This window comes from Agaribacterium haliotis (assembly GCF_002312815.1).
Lineage (GTDB): Bacteria > Pseudomonadota > Gammaproteobacteria > Pseudomonadales > Cellvibrionaceae > Agaribacterium > Agaribacterium haliotis.
In genome coordinates, this window is the sequence record NZ_NKQJ01000009.1 from 1 (window position 1) to 18,572 (window position 18,572).

Here is an 18,572-nt window from a genome sequence, read left to right on the forward strand (position 1 = left end):
AACTGCGCTCAAAGTGCCTTTCTGGTCGAATACTCAGGCTCCAGCAGAGCGTATTTAATTAGTGTTAACAGGCCCTAGGGACAAACTTATTTTTCGCGCAAAGGCTTCCATTGGCACTTCGGTAAAACCTGTTGCAAACCAAACAACAACGTTATCGCGCGCTGGCGATATATATAGGCCCTGGCCATTCATACCGCTTTTATATATATCGCCATCGGCAAAAACGGCGTCCCACTGATAGGAATTAAACAGCGGCTGCTCTCCAAACTCTTCACTTAAACGCGGCCCGAGTGCTCCTTTTAGGTAGTTGTCGGATTTGCCCGATGTCTGCATGCGCTTAAGCATGCTCGGCGTGACGATAGGCTCGCGGCTAATTAACTGCGCACTCGGTGTGTACAACATGCCAAAACGCGCCATATCATCTAAGCGCGTGCTGATTAAACCGTGAATAATGGCGTTGCCCTGCGGGCTAAGACCCAAGGTTGCATCCGCAGCCATTGCCGATGGCATCCAAATCGTTTCCGAAATTACTTCAGCAAGGCGCTTTTGAGTTATCTCTTCGATAATTAAACCGAGCATCTGGGTATTGGCAGATGAGTATTCAAAGCGCTGCCCGGGCTCATGCAACTTGGGAATTGCCAACAGCGCTTCGTCGTGGCTGTGTACTTTACCGTCGTTGCCCGGTACACCAACTTCTGCACGCACAAAGGCGTTGTAGGGTGTGTCGCCTTTGCGGGTTGCCGGATTTTCTTCTAAGTTAAGACCCGACTGCATATTCAATACATCAAAAACTTTTACGTTTTCCCAAGCTGTACCTTTGGCCTTTTTTAAATAACGAGAAACCGGCTGCTGCAGGTCTATGCGGCCTTCATCTTCAAGTTTTGCAATCAGTAGGCCCGCAAAGGTTTTGCTGTTAGACATCCACACATGGCGATCGGTCTTGCGCATGCCGGGGTACAGTTCATAAACAATCTTGCCTTTATTAATAACCAGCAGGCCTTGCAGCGGCGAATCGTCGGCGCTGATCATCTGCTCGAGCTGATGTTTTTTATGCTTGTTTTTTAAGCTGAGCCTGCCAATCGCATTATTGTAAGCGTATTTAAGTTCGGCGACGGGCCCGTCTCGATGAATCACCGCATGCGGCATAAACTCGGGTAAATGCAGGTATGAATATGCACCGGACTCGGTGATATCTAAAAATTTCTGCAAGTTCCACTGCTCGTGTAAACGCTTGGCATCTTGCAGGGAATATCCGTGTTTAAGTGCCGATACTGAAAAATCTTCGCTTGGTGTGGCGTAGGCGCTTGTATCTTCTTTCGCTAAAACGCTGTTTACAGACACCGCTAACAGCCCTCCCAGAAAAAATTTTGCAAAACCGTGCTTTGTCATCGCGTTCTCCATCGCAGTTAAAATCGTCGCAGCTATTTCAAAGTTGCAAAGTCGCTACAAGCACAAGCCAAACCTGGCACCAAGCTACCCAGAAAACAGCGTATACGTTAAATAATTTCAAACTAAGCGATGAATTACTAGCGCGGGGCTTGTAACGAGATAAAAAATGGCGCAAATATAAACACCGCTGCCAGGCTTGCGGCCTGTTAAGGCTATTTGTGTCTAACTCGCGTGACGCAAGTAATATAAAAAGAGAGATGAAAGGCGAGTGAGGAGAGGTAAAACGTTTGCCGGCTCAGTAAAAAAATTAATAAGGCCCCTTTTGATTGAAAAAGGAGCCTTTTAATAATAGCGCTTAGCTGTTTTTGCTAAGTATCCAGGTTTCTATACGCTGCTCCAGTACGTCGAGCGGCAACGAGCCGTGAGCAAGTATCTGCTCGTGGAATTCGCGGATATCATATTTATCGCCCAGGCGCTGCTCGGCTTCAGCTCGCAACTTCAAAATAGAGGTCATACCGATATAGTACGAAGTCGCCTGACCCGGCATAACCATGTAGCGTTCAATCGCACGCTTGCAGTCGCGCGGTGTATTCGGAGTATTTTGCACCAGGTAGTCGACCGCCTGTTCGCGGCTCCACTTTTTGTAGTGCAAACCGGTATCAACCACTAAACGCGCGGCGCGCCACAACTCCATAGCTAAACGGCCGAAGTCCGAATACGGATCGCTGTAAAAACCAAAAGCTTTGGGCACTTTTTCTGAATACAAACCCCAACCTTCGATATAAGCCGTGTAGGAATAACCGTAGCGGCGGAACTTCGGTGCTCCCTCAATTTCCTGATTAATCGCAATTTGCATATGGTGGCCAGGCAAAGCTTCATGGTAAGCCAGCGCCTCCATTTGATAGCTCGGCATGTCTTTCATTTCATACAGATTAACGTAATACATGCCAGGGCGCTTGCCGTCTTCCGATGGCCCCTGGTAAAAAGCTTTACCGGCAGATTTTTCCCGGAAGGCTTCCACTGGTTTTACTTCGAGGCCGGCCTTGGGCAGAGTAATAAATAAATTCGGCAGCGCCGCTTGCATACCATCAATATAGGCTTGCGTTTGCTTTAAATAAGCATCTCTACCCTGTTGATCGTTGCTGTAATAAAAGCGCGGATCTTCACGCATAAAGGTAAAGAATTCTTGCATATTACCTTTGAAATCCACCTGCTTCATAATGGCGTGAATTTCTTCGTGAATGCGCAGTACGTTGTCCACACCGAGCTGATGAATATCGGCAGCACTCATCGAAGTTGTCGTCATCTGGGCCAACATCGCACGATAATATGCGTCGCCCTGCGGTAGTTTCCACGCGCCGTAGTTGCCTTCGGCTTGTTTCTCTAATTCGCCTAAGTAGCTGATCAGCTTTTCATAGGCCGGGCCAAAACTTTCAAGTAGCGCTTTCTCGGCAGCTTGTTCAAGTGCCTGCTTGCCTTCGAGCTCTGCGGTCTTGCGCTTAAAATCTGCCCACAGCGGGCTGTCTTCGCCGTCTTTATTAAATGGCGCACCACTGATGACATTGCGTGAATCGTCAATTACAAATGGAAATACAAACGCCGGCGCTACAACACCTTGCTCTGCACGCTTCTTAAGGCCATCAATTAGCTGATCAATTTTTTTAGGTACACCGTTTAAACGACTGATATAGGCAACTGCGTCAGCCTCATCATCAATTCGGTGAGCGGAGATCAACAGTGACGGAATTTCACTGTGCACCCCAAACATCTGATTAACAGGGTAGTCGTGATGGCGCCACTGAAAATACTCCAGCTCATCTTCAAGGCTTTTTTTCAGTAGCTGATAATTCAGTTTAGTTGTGTCATCAAGCTTTTCGGTATCGAGCATGGTAAGGCGCTTTAGCTGCTCGCGAATTAAGCTTTGCTCCTGCAGCTGGGCTTGCTCGGATGCATCATCCCATTCACCGTAGCGATCTTTTCGCCCCAAGTAAGTCAAGCTTTCGGGGGAACGGGCTACCTGCTCTTCGAATATCTCGTCAAACAAAGCCTGGGCAAGCAAGTTGGCAGAGTGTGCTACTTCAGCGCTTGCGGTGTCGGTGTTTACGGCCTCAACTGAGGCGGCTTTGACAGCTTTTTCACTGGTCTCTTTTTCAGGTGCGGGCGACGGCGCACAGGAGGCCAGTGCAAGAACAGCGGCCGATGAAATTAAACGCTTCGAGATCATTGACTTAGATTTCCTCAGATTTTTATCCACCCAATAATAACGAACAAGTGGCACCTAACCTCAAGTTAAAAAGACTATTTTGATTTTTTTGTTTCATTTTGAGGACAAGGCTCAATTAGACGTCATCAAATTTGTTAACCGCAATTAACACAGGTCAGAAACCTTTCGAAATTAGATAACACGACAACACATACATCGTCCGGCAACCTAAGGAGTTATGGACCATGAAAAAAAAGCTTATCTCGGCAGCAATTTCATCAATCACGGCCAGTGGCTTGTTTGCATTTCAGCAAGCACACGCAAGTCCGCAATCCTTTGAGCATTCCTTTGAAGACATCCGCCAAAGCGTCGGTTTTGAACAGCAACAAGCAGCCAGCTATTTTGTACGCTTGGATATCGAACCGTTTTTAGTTTGGCAAAACCGCTTGAATGAGCTCGGCCAAAGCCCGAATAAAAAACAGCAGCAACAATATCGAGCACTGTTAGAAGATAAGCTTACTGCGGCGATGACCATGGTAGAAAATACCGGGGTCAAGGCACTCGACCCGGTCAGCGTTACCGATGTTGGTTTTACCATTCAAACCACCAGCGAAAATGCCCAGCGCCTGGCAAAGATGCCAGAGCTTAAATCAGTAAGACCCAAGCAAAACTTCAAGCGCCAGCGCACTTACAGCACTCCGTGGATAGGCGGCGAGCGCGCGCACAACGACTACGGCTTGCGCGGCAAAGATCAAACCATCGCTATTATCGACACCGGTATCGATTATCTGCACGCGGATTTTTTAGGCTCGGGCAACGCGGCTGACTATGAAAACGACGATCCAACTGTGATCGAAGCGGGCAGCTTTCCCACGGCAAGTGTTATCGGCGGTTACGACTTTGCCGGCTTTGACTACCACGCCGGCGAGCCGGAAAACTCTGTACCCAAACCCGACCCGGACCCAATTGACGACGCCACCCACGGCACCCACGTCGCCGGTATTGCTGCGGGCCGCAAGCTCGGTGCCGATATGGCCACCGGCATAGCGCCAGAGGCTTCGCTCTATGCTCTTAAAGTATTTGGCAACCGCGGTTCCACCAACTTAGTTTCCCAAGCCATTGAAAAGGCCATGGACCCAAACGGCGATGGCCTGCCCGACGATGCGGTTGATGTGATCAACTTAAGCCTCGGCTCAATCTTCGGCAGCCCCGAAGACGCCAGTGCGGTTTCTGCGCAAAACGCTGTCGACGGCGGTGTTGTAGTGGTTGCATCGGCCGGTAACTCGGGCAATGAACTGCCCTATATCAGCGGCTCACCGGGCGCAGCCGACGGCGTGATTACCGTCGCTTCTTCGGTATCGGGCGGCAAACCTTCATTTTTTATTCCGTTCGAAAGCGAGGCTGGCGACAGCGAGGTCTTTGCGAAATACGCCGGCATATCACCTGAGCTGAGCATGAATTTGGCCGCGCCACTCGAAGCAGCTTCGCCATTTGAAGCCTGTGAAGCCATCGCCAACAGTTTCGACGGCAATATCGCTGTGATCAGCCGCGGCAGCTGTGCGTTCACCACCAAACTTGAAAACGCCCTGGCAGCGGGCGCCAGCGCCGCAGTGGTTATCAACAACCAGCCTGGGCCGGCCATTGTTATGGGCGGCAGTGACGTTGAACTGCCAGCGGCGATGATTGACCTCGAAGCGGGGCAAGCTTTACTCAGCACCTTGGCAGCAAGCAGCGTGAGTGCCGAGTTTTCGCCGTACAACAACAAAGCCGATACCAGCGACGACGATACGATTTCGAGCTTTAGTTCGCGCGGCCCCGGCCCCAACGGACAATTCAAACCCGATATCAGTGCCCCCGGTGACCAGGTAGAAAGCGCCTTGGCTGGCAGCGGCGATCAAACCCTGACCATCTCTGGAACATCGATGGCGGCGCCACAAATCGCCGGTGTTGCCGCGCTGCTGCGGGAAAAATTCCCGGGATTTGGCCCGCGTGAAATTAAAGCGCTGATGCTTAACAGCGCCAGGCCGGCAAAAGTGCTCGGCGGCACCGGGTCTCCACCACTTAGCCTGCAGGGCACCGGTATAGTCGATATCGAAAAAGCTCTGAATGCCAGTGCTTATGCCTACCCCGGCGGTATCGGCTTCGGTCTGCTCAAACCCGAATACAACGATGCCCAGACCCGCTGGTTTGAAGTAACGAACTTCTCTGATGAAGATCAGCGCTTTGATATCAGCGTTGAGAAAAATACCGGTGCAGCCAGTCGCGGCATTAGCATAGACGTTCAGCAGCAAGTGCATGTCGGTGCAGGCCAAACTCAGCGCATCGCGGTAACTCTGCGCGCGCAGAGCTCTGAGCTCGCCAAAGAAGTTGCCTTCCAGGAGTTCGACGGTTGGATAGTATTAAAGAGCGAACGCAGCGACATCCGCGTTGGTTTTACCTCAGTGGTTGAACCCGCTTCAAAAATTGAACTCAGCCGCCAACAAGGTTTTGTTAAATTGCACAATACCGGCTTTGGCGATGCCAGCGTTTCTACCTATACCCGCGCAGACAGCGATGCAGCAAACAGCTTTGGCTACCGCTCGGTATCGCCACTTAGCGTAGGTTTTGCAGTAAACGTCGAGCAAGACTGGCCTAACTTCTCCGCCTATATGTTGGAGATGGATATCGATGTAAATGAAGATGGCGTGGTTGATTATCGAGCCCGCGTTGCTGATCTCGATGCGCTCGACCCCGCAAGCTACGACGAGCCAACTGGCACCATTGCCAGTGCTATCGATAATCTTAGCGTTGAGCCTGCATCGCGCAACTTGCTCTACCTTGCCAATGCTTCAACAAATAACTCCGTGTTGCAGTTCCAGCTGGACGCCTACGGCGACTTTGGTTTCTTAACTGGCGACGACAGCAACTTTAACTACAGCTTGAGATTAGTACAGCGCTTTGCCGACTCCGGTGCCGTGCAACTCGGCAGCGGCAGCATTGAACTTACAGAGCAAGTTCAGCCTGAAGCTGGTGATATTTTAGTTCCGGCACAACAGGGCGCTACGCTGAACTATCTAGGTAAAGGCGAGCCAATGTTTGTTATTGAAACAGAAAGCAGCGCCATTAAACGAGCGAAATAACCCGTTTTATTAAGCCGTTGTTTTAACTAGGCGCTAAATAAAAAACGGGAGCTTAGGCTCCCGTTTTTTTAGGCCTGTTACCACTAATTAAACACAAGTTACAACAGGTCACTCGAGCGGGTTAAAACCGTCAAACACTGCTCGAGATAGAGGCGGTCAGTATCATCAAAACGCGCCAGAGCGCGATCGTCGATATCCAATATAGCCAGAACCTCTGCGGCACCGCCAAATATTGGTAAAACAATTTCAGAGCGGCTCAAGGCCGAGCAGGCAATATGGCCCGGAAATGCATCAACATCGTCGACAATAAGTGCCCGTTGTTGCTTCCACGCCTGGCCACACACACCTTTGCCATAATCAATACGCGTGCACGCAACCGGACCCTGAAACGGCCCAAGCACCAACTGCTTGCCAACCACGCGATAAATTCCGACCCAGTGAAAATCAAACTCCGCGTGTAACAGTGCACACAGATTAGATACATTGGCAATAAAGTCACTTTCATCCTGCATTAACGATTCGAGCTTTTTAATAAGCTGTTTGTACACTTCAGCTTTTACTGGCTCCGGATCTTGGCCGGCTAAAGTTTCGTGGGTATTTTGATTTGACAACGTCGAACTCCTCAAAGTAGTCAAGCACTCGGCAACTACTGATAGTTAACAATCAATATGGAAAGACAAAAATCGCTTTGCGAGCGGCTAACTCTAGATCGCCTCAAACGAGCGGCTTTGATAGTTTTTCTTTGCTGTTTCAGCGGCGAGCACTTTGCCATGCATGGCAATATAAACACCGGACTGCAACAACGATAAGGCCGCTAGTGCCGAGCCAACATTTAAATCTGCATCGCTATCAGTGAAAGCCGCAGGCAAAAATGCACCGCACAAAACAACCAGCTTATCTGTGCGCAGAGCCAAGTAGCGCGCCGTTTCAGCCATTGAATCCGTGCCGTGGGTGACCAGTACTTTTTTCTCAGGTCGCGAGTTAATTAACTCGAGCAGGGCCTGCCTGTCATTGTCGTTTATCTCCAGGCTGTCTTTGCGACACAGTTCGACGTAATTCATAGCCTCAGTGTTTGGAAGCTTGGCGAGAATCTTATTGATAGCTGCCTCGCCAACTTCGTAGAGCGAAAGCTTATCAAAATACGTTTTATCGATGGTTCCACCGGTAGAGACCAACAAGATCTCCGGTGTTTTTTTAACTCGACTACTTGTTTCTTCATGCAGAGCTACGGTATTCATTACCCCTCCTACCGACAACAGGCCCTAAAAGACAAAGTATAAATTCATTCTCCGGCGCTGAGTAGCTTAGATGAACAGGCCACTTAAGCTACTAAAGTTAAGGTGCAAAAGTACTTGCGGTTTTTTGTTGTTCATACGTCTTATAGCGAGACAAGAATATCCACAGCAGCTACCTACCTATGCAAAACCTCGTCGATCAATTGAACGCCATTATATGGAGCCCGGCACTGGTTTATTTATGCCTCGCTTCAGGTTTGTTTTTTTCCATCAAAACACGTTTTATGCAAGTCAGGCATATCAAGCAAATGCTCAAGTTGCTGAAGCGAGATGACAAGGATAAAAACAGCGTATCGTCATTTCAGGCTCTGACAATATCGCTTTCGGGTCGAGTCGGTACCGGCAATATCGCCGGTGTTGCAACCGCCATCGCTTTTGGTGGCCCCGGCGCAATTTTTTGGATGTGGGTTGTCGCTTTTTTAGGCGCGGCGACCGCCTTTATTGAAAGTACACTCGGGCAAATTTACAAAGAGGAAATCAACGGCCAGTATCGCGGCGGGCCGGCGTTTTATATTGAAAAGTGCTTGAATATGCCCTGGGCCGCGCGAGTTTTTGCTGTCACAACCATTGTCGCGGCAGGCTTTTTATTGCCGGGTGTACAGTCAAATAGCATTGCCAACGCCATTGAATTTGCCAGCCCCAACGCGTTAATGCCTGCCGCCGATATCAAGCTGCTTGCCGCAATAGTTATTGCCATATTGCTGGGCCTGATCATTTATGGCGGCACGCGCCGCATTGCACGTTTTACCGAGCTGGTCATACCGACCATCGCTGCGATTTATATTGGCGTTACCATTGTTGTTATTGTCAGCCATATTGAACAGTTGCCAGGTATTTTTGCGCTGATTTTCAAAGATGCCTTTACGCCTATGGCGGGCTTTGGTGCGGTTGTTGGCTGGGGCGTCAAGCGCGGCATTTACTCAAATGAAGCCGGACAGGGCACCGGCCCCCATGCAGCGGCTTCGGCTCGTGTTGATCACCCGGCACAACAGGGCATCGTGCAGGCGTTTTCTGTCTATATCGATACACTTTTTATCTGTACCGCAACGGCGCTGCTAATTCTGATAACTAACTCTTACAATGTTCACGCGGCCGACGGCCAGTTTTTTGTCCAGCACCTCGCCGCTGATATTCAGGCAAATGGCCCGCAATATACCCAGGTGGCTATTGAAAAAGGCATACCCGGATTTGGCGCGGCACTGGTTGCACTGGCCTTGTCATTTTTTGCGTTTACAACCATTGTCGCTTATTACTATATCGCCGAAACAAACCTGACCTATTTAATAAGAAAAACTCGCTGGCAAACTCCGCTATCTAGCTCGATACTGAAGTTCTTTTATATCTTTTTCTGTTTCTTAGGTTGCATTAAAAGCTCGCAGATGATTTGGGGGCTGGGCGATATTGGCGTTGGCGTCATGGCCTGGCTCAATCTTGCGGCGATTATTGCTATCTTTTTTGTAAGCAAACCAGCAATCAAAGCCCTGGAAGATTACGAAAAGCAACTGCAGTTAGGCCAAACACAGTTTAGCTTCTCACCATCAAAGCTGGGCGTTAAAAATGCCTTTTTCTGGGATAAAGACCAAGCTGAAGTAACGGCAAGTGATAGTAGTGTTGAGCAAGCCACCGTTGAGCAAAACCGTGCTGAACAAAACAGTGCTGAACAAGGCAGTGCCGAACTTAGGCCTGTTGACAATAATTAAGCTTAAAAAAAGCTAAAAAAAATGGCCGCATCGCGGCCATTTTTTTTAGCTATCAGACTTAACCTAAGGATCGTAGTGATGCAGCGGTACTGACGACCCATTTTTAATGGTTCGTATCGAAAAGTTGCTGTGTATGCTCTGCACGGATGGCAAACGCTGTATCGCTTTTAAAGTCTCCTCGTAGGAACTTAAATCTTCTGCGACAACTTCCAGGCGATAATCGGCACTGCCGGATACGAGATAGCAGGCAACGATGCTATCGATATTGTGCACCGCTGATTCAAAGCAGATGCTCGGTTCTTCCTTATTTGTATCCAGCGAAACATCAACAAAAACTGTTATCGGCAAGCCTATCTTTTCACGACAGAGAATAGCTCGATAACCGGTAATAAAACCCATATTTTCGAGCGCCTTCACTCGCCTGTGACAAGGTGAAGGCGACAGGTGAACTCGCTCAGATAGCTGCACATTTGTAAGCCTGCCATCGGACTGCAAGGCCTCTAAAATTTTTAAATCAACACCATCTAATGACACTAGTTTCCCCTCTTAACATTTTATTCCAATACACCAAGATTATTAGAACGATTCATTAAGAAAGACGAACGATTCGCTAAAAACCGCAAGGACATACCCGCAAAACAGGGCATATATTATGTCCAAGACATCGGCATATTGTGGTTGAACTAATGCGACATTTTTTCCTTTCGTTGACACAAAAATTCCTGCCTTTAAGCAACCCGTTTCCTCTGGGTATCGCAGCCATGCTTGCGACAACCGTTATCTGGGCCAGCTGGATTCTGTCATCAAAAATGGCCTTGTCTCTGGACCTGACGGCAAGCGATCTGGCCTTTATGCGCTACGGTGTGCCAAGTTTGGTATTTCTGTACTTTAGCTTTAAGTCACGCGCGGTTATTTTCGCGACACCAGCAAAGACCATTATCTTAATTTGCGCCGGTGCCGGCCTGCCGTTTTTTTTCCTCGCCACCTGGGGCATGCAATACGCACCGGCTGCTGACGCCGGCATTTTGATTCCCGGATCCTTCCCGCTGTTTGTCACACTGATTTCAAGTTTTAAGAATCGCAAAGCCCCCAGCTCTGCGCAAAGCTTTGGTGTCGCGCTAATTACGCTCGGTGTTGTTGTATTGATGGCGCCTAAACTAAGTGGCCCAGACGGTATGCAGTTGCTCATAGGTCACCTGTTGTATTTATTGGCAAGCTTTGCCTGGAGCATTTTTACCGTTGCTTTGCGCGATAGTGATATTCCACCGCTTGCAGCTTCAGGCCTGTTTTGCAGCAGCTCTACCATTGTTTTGCTGGCGCTGCTTGCCTTTGGTATGGGCGACGTGCAAGTCGATAGGCTGATCAACTCCGAACACAGCCAGGCAATTATTCATATTATTGTTGTTCAGGGTTTTCTTGTTGGCACCTTGGCAAGCTTCTTATTTTCTTATGCCGTTAAAGTTATCGGCACGCGCCTTAGCAGTGTGATTGGCTCGCTGGCGCCGGCTCTGGTTGTGCTTTTCAGCGGTTTATTACTCGGCGAGAGCATTGATGCCGCGGCCATTACAGCCGTCATATTGGTATTGGCCGGTGTTTTAGTCAGCACCTTACAAGGTATTTCAATGCCATCTTTACATACTTATTCACCCCAGCAACGATGATGAGAAAAAAATGATTTTGTCTCCAATTCAACGATACGACGACTACGAGCAAGTACTTTTTTGCCAGGACAGGAAGACCGGTCTGAAAGCCATTATTGCCTTGCACGATACCAGCCTGGGCAACGCAATTGGCGGTTGCCGTATGTGGCCCTATGCCAGTACTCAAGACGCTCTCATCGATGCTTTGCGCTTGGCCAAAGGCATGAGCTACAAATGTGCCATGGCCGACTTGGAAGTGGGCGGCGGCAAGTCGGTTATTATCGGCGACCCGCGCACAGACAAAACACCTCAGTTACTACAGGCGATGGCGGAAAAAATTAATCAAACCGCCGGCCAATATGTCGCAGCCGAAGACTCCGGCACCACCGTCAGAGACATGAAAATAATGCAGCTGCACAGCCCCTATATTGGCGGCACCACGGCAGTTAGCGGCACGCTGTGGCAGAGCAATTTTGGCGACCCGTCGCCAGCGACAGCTTACGGTGTTTTTATTGGTATTAAAGCCTGTGCCAAAGCGCGCTTTGGCAGCGAAGACTTAAACGGCCTGCGAGTTAATATTCAGGGCCTTGGCAGTGTTGGCTATCGTGTCGCCGAGCAGCTTGCCGAGGCAGGCGCCAAACTTTTTGTTTACGACATCAACAGCGAGCTTGTGCAACGCGCTGTCACCATGCTCGGCGCCAAAGCGCTGGACGCTGAGAAAATTATTAGCAATAAAGCCGATATTTTTTGCCCCTGTGCACACGGCGCCGTTATTAATGACGATACTGTCGACTTGCTCGATGTAAAGATTGTCGCAGGCGCTGCCAATAATCAGCTCGCAAGACCCGAGCAGGGCAGGCGTTTGTTTGAGCGCGGCATACTATACGCACCGGATTTTGTTATTAATGCCGGTGGCATTATTGAAGTTGCGCTCGGCAAGCAGGGCTATCCGGGCCAGGCTATTAGCGACAAAGTTGTAAATATTAAAAACTCCTTGGCACAGATCTTTGAATGTTCTGAACTGCAGCACAAGGCTCCTTTTTATATTGCAGAAATGCTGGCTATTGAAAAAATCACCAAAGCGAGGGCACGGAAAATGGATACACAAACAGCACCAGTTCACAGCAACACCAGCACTGATAAAAACAAGCTGACTAGTGCCGATACTGCTGCGGCAAAAGCGGCCGCTAGCAGATCAGATATCGCCAACGCCAGCAACGCCATTCAGCAAGTTGCAGAGCGATTTAAAGTTCCACACCCTTGCTAAAAACGCTTTATAAAATACGGTTTACATAAACCGAATTACATAAACTAAAAGGGCCAAAGCTAAATACTTTGGCCCTTTTTTTTCATATCGTGTAAGTGTAAGTGTAAGTGTAAACGGGTATTTTAGTTAGGGCCTAGGGCAGGGCCATCCAGGTATCCTTCACCGCTGTTAAGCTGTCTATAAACATCTGCGCCGACAGCATAATCAACAACATGCCCACCAAGCGCTCCAGCGCCGCGATACCGCGTTTGCCAATAACATTGGCAATCGGCTGTGCACATGCCAAAATCGCAAACGACGCCAACCATGCAATCGTAAGTGCAACAACCCACCAACCAAGGCTCTCGGGCTCGCTGCTTGCCAGCAATACCAATACCGCAATGGTGGATGGCCCTGCAATCATCGGCATCGCCAGCGGCACAATTAACGGCAGTTCATCCTTAGAGCTTTGAAACAGGGGTTTTTCTCGTGGAAAGACCAGGCTAAGCGCAATCAAAAACAATACCACCGCGCCACTTAATTGAATTGCAGCAACACTTAAATGCAAGGCATCGAGTATGTGCCGGCCGGCCACCAAAAACAGCATCAGAATAACCAGGCCGATTACCATCTCACGCACAAAGACTTTGCGCCGTTGGCTTTGCTCTACTTTGCCAAGCACACTTAGAAAAATTGGAATATTACCAATCGGATCGATTAGTAAAAAAATCGTTAATATGGCGGCAGACAACTCCATTCCCGTCTCCTGTACTGAGGAATTTGTATCTTTACCAAGACGGATAAATTCTCTAAACCCGTAAAGCCGAGCACAACATAGCGAATTTAATGCGCAAAGCTGGCCCTAATTAATAGTTTAGACAAGATTAAGCGTGGGCTATTCGAAACGAAGGCCGAGGGTGGCATAGAAAAAACGGCCTTTAATATCGTAGCTGCGCGCGTCATAGTTGTCGTTAAACGCAGACGCTAAAAAAGGCGGGGTGTTGTCGAGCATATTTTCGACACCAATAGATGCATAAACAATTTTGTCGCTGGGCACATAGGCCAGTTGTAAATCGTGGATCAGCCAGGAGCTGACGTCGCGGCTTACCTCAATTTCCTCTGCCGATAAAAATGATTCCGTCAAGCTGCCGACGTATTTTGCGGCGTAACTTAGTGTGAAATCTTGAATATTGCGATTAATGCCAAGGTTAACTTTCCATCGAGGCAGCGCGCCATTGCCCGAAGCTGCGACATCTTTAAAGCTACCTGCCAACTGCTCTTTGGCCGAGCTTTCACTGAGTTGACGTGTGTATTTATGTAAATACGAGGCATTTAAATTAATTTGGTAATCGCCTCGATTGTACATAATGTTGAAGTCGACACCCTTGAGTGATTTATTACCCGTGTTTACAAACGGTGACTTAATCAGGGTGATATTGCCATTTTGGTCGCGCTCAACATAGTCGGCAAAACGGCCGTTTGCCGCATTTTCATTGACGATGGTTTGCGGCTGGGAATCAATGACATTGTCGACATCAATAATATACATATCAACCGAGCTACTCAGGCCACTGATAAAATCGGGCTGGAAAAACAAGCCGAGCAATTTATTTTCTGAAACCTCGGGCTCGAGTTTTGTTGAACCGCTGTATTCCGTTAAAAACTGGTTTAGTGTTGTATCGCTTTGCTGCAGGCAACCAGGCAAAGTGCCAACATTGCTGCTGATAGAACACGGGTCGGTCAACGACTCGTAGGTTGTATTGCCGTTGGTGTGCAACTCTTTAATACTCGGCGCTCTAAAACCTTTTGAATATGAAGCGCGCAGCAGCAACTGGCGACCGAGCGACTTTCTCACACCGAACTTGGGGGTTAGCGCTTCGCCAAAATCACTTGATTCAGTCAGGCGTGCCGCGAGGTCCAGATCAAAGATTTTTGCACTGGAATTGCGACCGTAAAGCTGCCAGTAGGTCTCGGCATAAATTTCGACAACACTGCGATCGCCCTCTGTTGGCGACTGGGAAACCGAACCGATAATATGCACATCTTGTTCGGCCGGGTCAAAACGAGACTGCTCTTTGCGCAAATCCAAACCCAGTGCATAATCAAAACCAAGCTCGCCCACATCCAACTGTTCGCTAAAGGCACTGTTAACACCGTAAATTTTGCTCTGCCCCTGGCTTTGTTCCGAAGCGGTAATATAGTCGAGCTGCTCGGCATCGATACTGCCCGGTGCGCCAAATAAATTAATTGGCACACAGCCGTCAATGGCTGCACCCTGGCACTCTTGCGCCGGGCCAGCGCCAAATGCCAGGCGCTGGCTGTCGACAAGATTCGTGCGCTTTTCTCTGGCTTTGGTTTCGTTCCAGTACACATGGCCAACAAGTTCCGCGTGGCCAAAATCGTAGTTAAAACCGACATTGCTATACAGGCTGCGCGAATAATTTGTTTGCTCACGCGGGTCGAGCTCAATAACCCGGCGGCGCAAATCCAGAATATCTTCGCCAAAAGGGTTGTAGATATTATCCCGGCTGACCGCCACCGGCTCAGGTAAAAAAGCGGTATAAATAGGTGACGAGGCAAGTGTAATAGTCGCTTCGGTCTGGCCGTATAAAATAAATGCTTTTAATTGCATTTGCTCACTGAGCTGGTATTGGCTGCTGCCGTAGATGCTGAGTCGCTCGGATGGCGAAATGCTGGAAGTCTGGCTGAAATAATCAAACAGGTCTTCCGAATTGACCGGCCTGTAGTCATCAGAACCAGTCTGATTGTCGACTTCTGGCGCAACGCTGAGAGCACTGCTGTTGTCGTAAATTAGATTTTGCCCATCGGCAAGCGTTAACCTGGTATAAGGTGTTGCGCTGACACGTTTGTCGAGGCCGCCGCGCGCGCGCATATCGGCACTGGCACTTAAATCTCGCTGGCGACTAAACAGCGCTTCTTGTTCAAAATAAGACAGCGATAACAGCGCCGAAGCGCGCTCACCAACGCTGCCAAACAGCGCGTTGGTGCTGTTGGTGGCGGTATCACCGCGACTGCTTAAGGCGCGGTAGTGCTCGAGTTTTACACCTTTGTACTGCTCGAGCATGCGCACATTGACAACCCCGGCAATCGCATCCGAACCGTAAATAGCCGAAGCGCCATCTTTATAAATTTCTACCTGATCAATCGCAATCGGCGCAATATTATTTAAATCGACCGAATCGCCGGCAAGGCCATCAAACACCGCGCGCTGACCATTTACCAACACCAGGGTGTTGTTTGCCGGCAGGCCGCGCAGGGCGACTTTGGTTGTGCCATCGCCGCCGTTTGAAACCGCCGTACTGGTGGAATTGCCGGATACCGCCGGCACAAATTTAAGTAATTTGCTGAGTGACTGTGTGCCCGAGCGGGCAAACTGCTCGGAGTCGAGCACGTCTAACGGAGAAAAACCGTCGCGCCGAGGTTTGCGTATATGCGAACCGGTGACACGGTCACCGAGGATAAGCATTCTTTCAAGGCTGGCTGGATCAACGTCGAGCTCGGCCTGTGGCGCTTCAGCAATAGCTTTTTTGCGAATCGCAACCGAACCCTCGGCTACTTGGCGAAATTCGTAGTTGCTGCCTTGCAACAATATGTTTAAAGCTTCGCGGGTAGAGTAGCTACCTTCTAAATCAACGCAGAGTTGCTGAGCGGGAATATTTACCGACACAAGAATATCGGTGTCTGTCTGCAGGCCCAATTCGATCAGGGCCGGCAGCAGGTAGTCGGATTTGATGCGCAGCTTGTGGCGCTGATCTAGCTCGGCCGCCAGCGCCAACGACAGGCTGCACAGCCAAGTCAGGCCCGAAGCGCAAAAGGTCTTAAACCATCGATGTCGAAAGGCTAGGCGCCGCATACAAGCTTGCTTTAAGAATGTCTTCAGCTAAACCGCGCTGCGGTGATCGTCTGTGTTGATCTAAAGTGCCGAGCTAACCCAAGCCTTGTGACACAGGTTATAGCTTGGCAACAACCCGCGTACCTCCGTTATACAGCGTTGTTAGCTCATAGCTGTCTAGCAAGACTTCCAAGGCCTGCTGTGGATCACTTACATCAAGCGTGCCGTTGACACGTATACCGGCGAGGCTGCTGTCTTCGAGCTTGACCGGCTGATGTAAATAACGATTTAAACCATTTAATACCTCGCGCAGCGGGGTATCGCGATATACAAGCTGTTGCTGCATCCAGGCTAATTCGCGCTCTTCATCGGCGAGCCTGACAAGCGGCAGTTGGCCGCGGCCAATAACCGCACTGTAATCGGCCTCAACCTCTACAGCTTGCATGCCATTTTTTTCGATGGCGACAATGCCTTCTGTAATTGTCACCACGGTGCGGCTCAGTTCGCGATTAATATTAAACGCGGTGCCCACGGCCCTGACTTCACCATTGCCGGTGTTGACAACAAAAGGGCGCTGTTTGTCTTTGGCCACATCAAAATAGGCTTCGCCTTTAACCAGGCTAAGCTCGCGCTTGCTGTCACTGTAGCTGACATCCACACGTGTATTGGTGCTCAAGGTCAGCCGCGAGCCGTCGGCAAGCAGTACTTCTTCTATCTGCCCAACCGCCGATATATAACTCTGCTTGGCGGGCTGCTCTGACGCGGTAAAGTGAAACAGCACAATACAGGTCGCCAGCAATAGCGATGCGGCAATGCCAGCAAAACTCAGCCCGTGGGATGACCACGCTGACTTTCGCTTGTCCAACCTATCTATTTGTGGCTCGTCTAGCTCTATGCCATCCACATGTTCAAGCGCAGAGGTAAATTCCCATACCTCTTTGACTTCTTGATAGGCCTGCCGGTGTTCGTCACTGGTATTTACCCAGTTCAAAAATGCCCGTTGATCCGTCGCAGAACAATCGCTTGCTTCAAGTTTGGCCATCCACTCGGTGGCCTCCAGCAGTAACTGGTCACTCGGTGAAGCGGTAGGTTTTTGTTGTTCCATAGTCGTTTTTCAATCGCACGTTGCGACAATAATACATCAACCTTGTATTAAAGCCGAAAATCTAGTCTCCTTACCAGATAAAGACGAGCAAATGACGGTGAACCTCATCCCAGTTTTTCGCTTTCTTGCATCGCCTTACGGCATTGCTTCAGGGCGTTTAATATGTACTTCTCAACACTCGACACCGACACACCCATCGTCTGCGCGATATCTGCGTAAGCCAAGCCCTTTACACGATGCAGTAAAAAAGCCTGACGCTGCTTTTCGGGCATCTGGGAAATTAGTGCTTGAATACGACTCAAATCATTTTTACCACTGAGAACACGCTCTGGCCCAGGCTCGGACTTAACGGCCTCTAAGGCCCCGCTACTACAGGCTTCTGCTCTAACCGTTGCTTGCACATATGCGTCGTGCAACTTCTGACGGCGCTTGAGATCTATCATTACATTAGACGCCGTTTGATATAAATAGGAAATAGGGCTGGCAATTTCACTGCGCTCAGCCGCAGCTTGCACACGAATAAAGGCCAACTGGGCAATATCTTCAGCATCTTCAATGCTAGCCACCTTCTTGCGAATAAAGTTGGTAAGGCGCTGACAGTGCGACTGGAAAAGTTCCTCGATACAAAAATGGGTACTGCTGTTCATTGTTGAAAAACGACTCCCTAGGTTTTTAGACAATGCGATTAATTGGCGCTGGGCCTTTGCGTTGTCACTAGGATATGCACAGCAAAATCTGTCCCAGCATTATAAAAGTCATGCCAAAAACTTAATTTAAATCACAAATTTGCAAGAATCTTCCAATTAAAACAAACGATTAAAAGAAACTGTCACAAACGGCGGGGATGAGAACACAAATGCTCAAAAAATGCCAACCCAGCTTGGTGCAATTTTTACGAAAAGCGCACCACAGTAGAACACTGGCGTAGCTTATTGTTTTTTCTGGCACGTTTTTATTTGAGAAAAAAGGCGGGGCCTTACATTAAAGCGATGTTAGAGATACGGGCGCGAGAGATTAAAAGT

Annotated in this window: 13 protein-coding genes; 4 read left to right on the forward strand and 9 right to left on the reverse strand. The window is 49.2% G+C overall.

Annotation, left to right across the window (positions count from 1 at the left end):
* Positions 1–54 precede the first annotated feature (54 nt).
* Both CFK45_RS11335 and CFK45_RS11340 read right to left on the reverse strand, forming a co-directional pair.
* Positions 55–1,389: a serine hydrolase domain-containing protein gene (locus tag CFK45_RS11335; RefSeq protein ID WP_158224675.1), complete on the reverse strand. Its 1,335-nt coding sequence runs from the start codon at positions 1,387–1,389 to the stop codon at positions 55–57.
* 355 nt (positions 1,390–1,744) lie between these two features.
* A complete protein-coding gene (locus tag CFK45_RS11340; RefSeq protein WP_096086561.1) occupies positions 1,745–3,613 on the reverse strand; it encodes a DUF885 domain-containing protein in 1,869 nt (622 codons plus the stop codon).
* 224 nt (positions 3,614–3,837) lie between these two features.
* Between CFK45_RS11340 and CFK45_RS11345 the strand changes: the two genes are divergently transcribed.
* Positions 3,838–6,711, forward strand: coding sequence for a S8 family serine peptidase (locus CFK45_RS11345; protein WP_096086562.1), 2,874 nt, complete (start codon positions 3,838–3,840; stop codon positions 6,709–6,711).
* A 98-nt stretch (positions 6,712–6,809) separates the two neighbouring features.
* Here CFK45_RS11345 and CFK45_RS11350 read toward each other — a convergent pair whose 3' ends face one another.
* The gene (locus CFK45_RS11350) at positions 6,810–7,322 is read right to left on the reverse strand and encodes a GAF domain-containing protein (RefSeq protein ID WP_204378460.1); all 513 of its coding nucleotides are present in this window, start codon (positions 7,320–7,322) and stop codon (positions 6,810–6,812) included.
* 93 nt (positions 7,323–7,415) lie between these two features.
* Positions 7,416–7,949 (reverse strand): asparaginase domain-containing protein, encoded by a 534-nt coding sequence (locus CFK45_RS11355; RefSeq protein ID WP_096086563.1) that lies wholly within the window; start codon positions 7,947–7,949, stop codon positions 7,416–7,418.
* A 179-nt stretch (positions 7,950–8,128) separates the two neighbouring features.
* Between CFK45_RS11355 and CFK45_RS11360 the strand changes: the two genes are divergently transcribed.
* Positions 8,129–9,706 (forward strand): alanine/glycine:cation symporter family protein, encoded by a 1,578-nt coding sequence (locus CFK45_RS11360; RefSeq protein ID WP_096086564.1) that lies wholly within the window; start codon positions 8,129–8,131, stop codon positions 9,704–9,706.
* 63 nt (positions 9,707–9,769) lie between these two features.
* On the opposite strand, the gene CFK45_RS11365 is transcribed toward CFK45_RS11360, so the two are convergent.
* Positions 9,770–10,240, reverse strand: a complete 471-nt coding sequence (locus CFK45_RS11365; protein WP_096086565.1) for an Lrp/AsnC family transcriptional regulator — start codon at positions 10,238–10,240, stop codon at positions 9,770–9,772.
* A gap of 152 nt (positions 10,241–10,392) precedes the next feature.
* Here CFK45_RS11365 and CFK45_RS11370 point away from each other — a divergent pair, with 152 nt between their 5' ends.
* Positions 10,393–11,367, forward strand: a complete 975-nt coding sequence (locus tag CFK45_RS11370) for a DMT family transporter (protein ID WP_143247564.1) — start codon at positions 10,393–10,395, stop codon at positions 11,365–11,367.
* 10 nt (positions 11,368–11,377) lie between these two features.
* On the forward strand, positions 11,378–12,613 hold the full coding sequence (locus tag CFK45_RS11375; RefSeq protein ID WP_096086567.1) for a Glu/Leu/Phe/Val dehydrogenase dimerization domain-containing protein: 1,236 nt from the start codon (positions 11,378–11,380) through the stop codon (positions 12,611–12,613).
* A 133-nt stretch (positions 12,614–12,746) separates the two neighbouring features.
* Here the strand turns inward: CFK45_RS11375 and CFK45_RS11380 are convergent, their stop codons facing one another.
* The 4 genes from CFK45_RS11380 to CFK45_RS11395 form a co-directional block, all read right to left on the reverse strand.
* On the reverse strand, positions 12,747–13,349 hold the full coding sequence (locus CFK45_RS11380) for a MarC family protein (protein WP_096086568.1): 603 nt from the start codon (positions 13,347–13,349) through the stop codon (positions 12,747–12,749).
* Between the two features lie 138 nt (positions 13,350–13,487).
* Positions 13,488–16,466 (reverse strand): TonB-dependent receptor, encoded by a 2,979-nt coding sequence (locus tag CFK45_RS11385; RefSeq protein WP_096086569.1) that lies wholly within the window; start codon positions 16,464–16,466, stop codon positions 13,488–13,490.
* 97 nt (positions 16,467–16,563) lie between these two features.
* Positions 16,564–17,550, reverse strand: a complete 987-nt coding sequence (locus CFK45_RS11390; protein WP_096086570.1) for a FecR family protein — start codon at positions 17,548–17,550, stop codon at positions 16,564–16,566.
* A 104-nt stretch (positions 17,551–17,654) separates the two neighbouring features.
* On the reverse strand, positions 17,655–18,197 hold the full coding sequence (locus tag CFK45_RS11395; protein WP_096086571.1) for an RNA polymerase sigma factor: 543 nt from the start codon (positions 18,195–18,197) through the stop codon (positions 17,655–17,657).
* Positions 18,198–18,572: the final 375 nt, after the last annotated feature.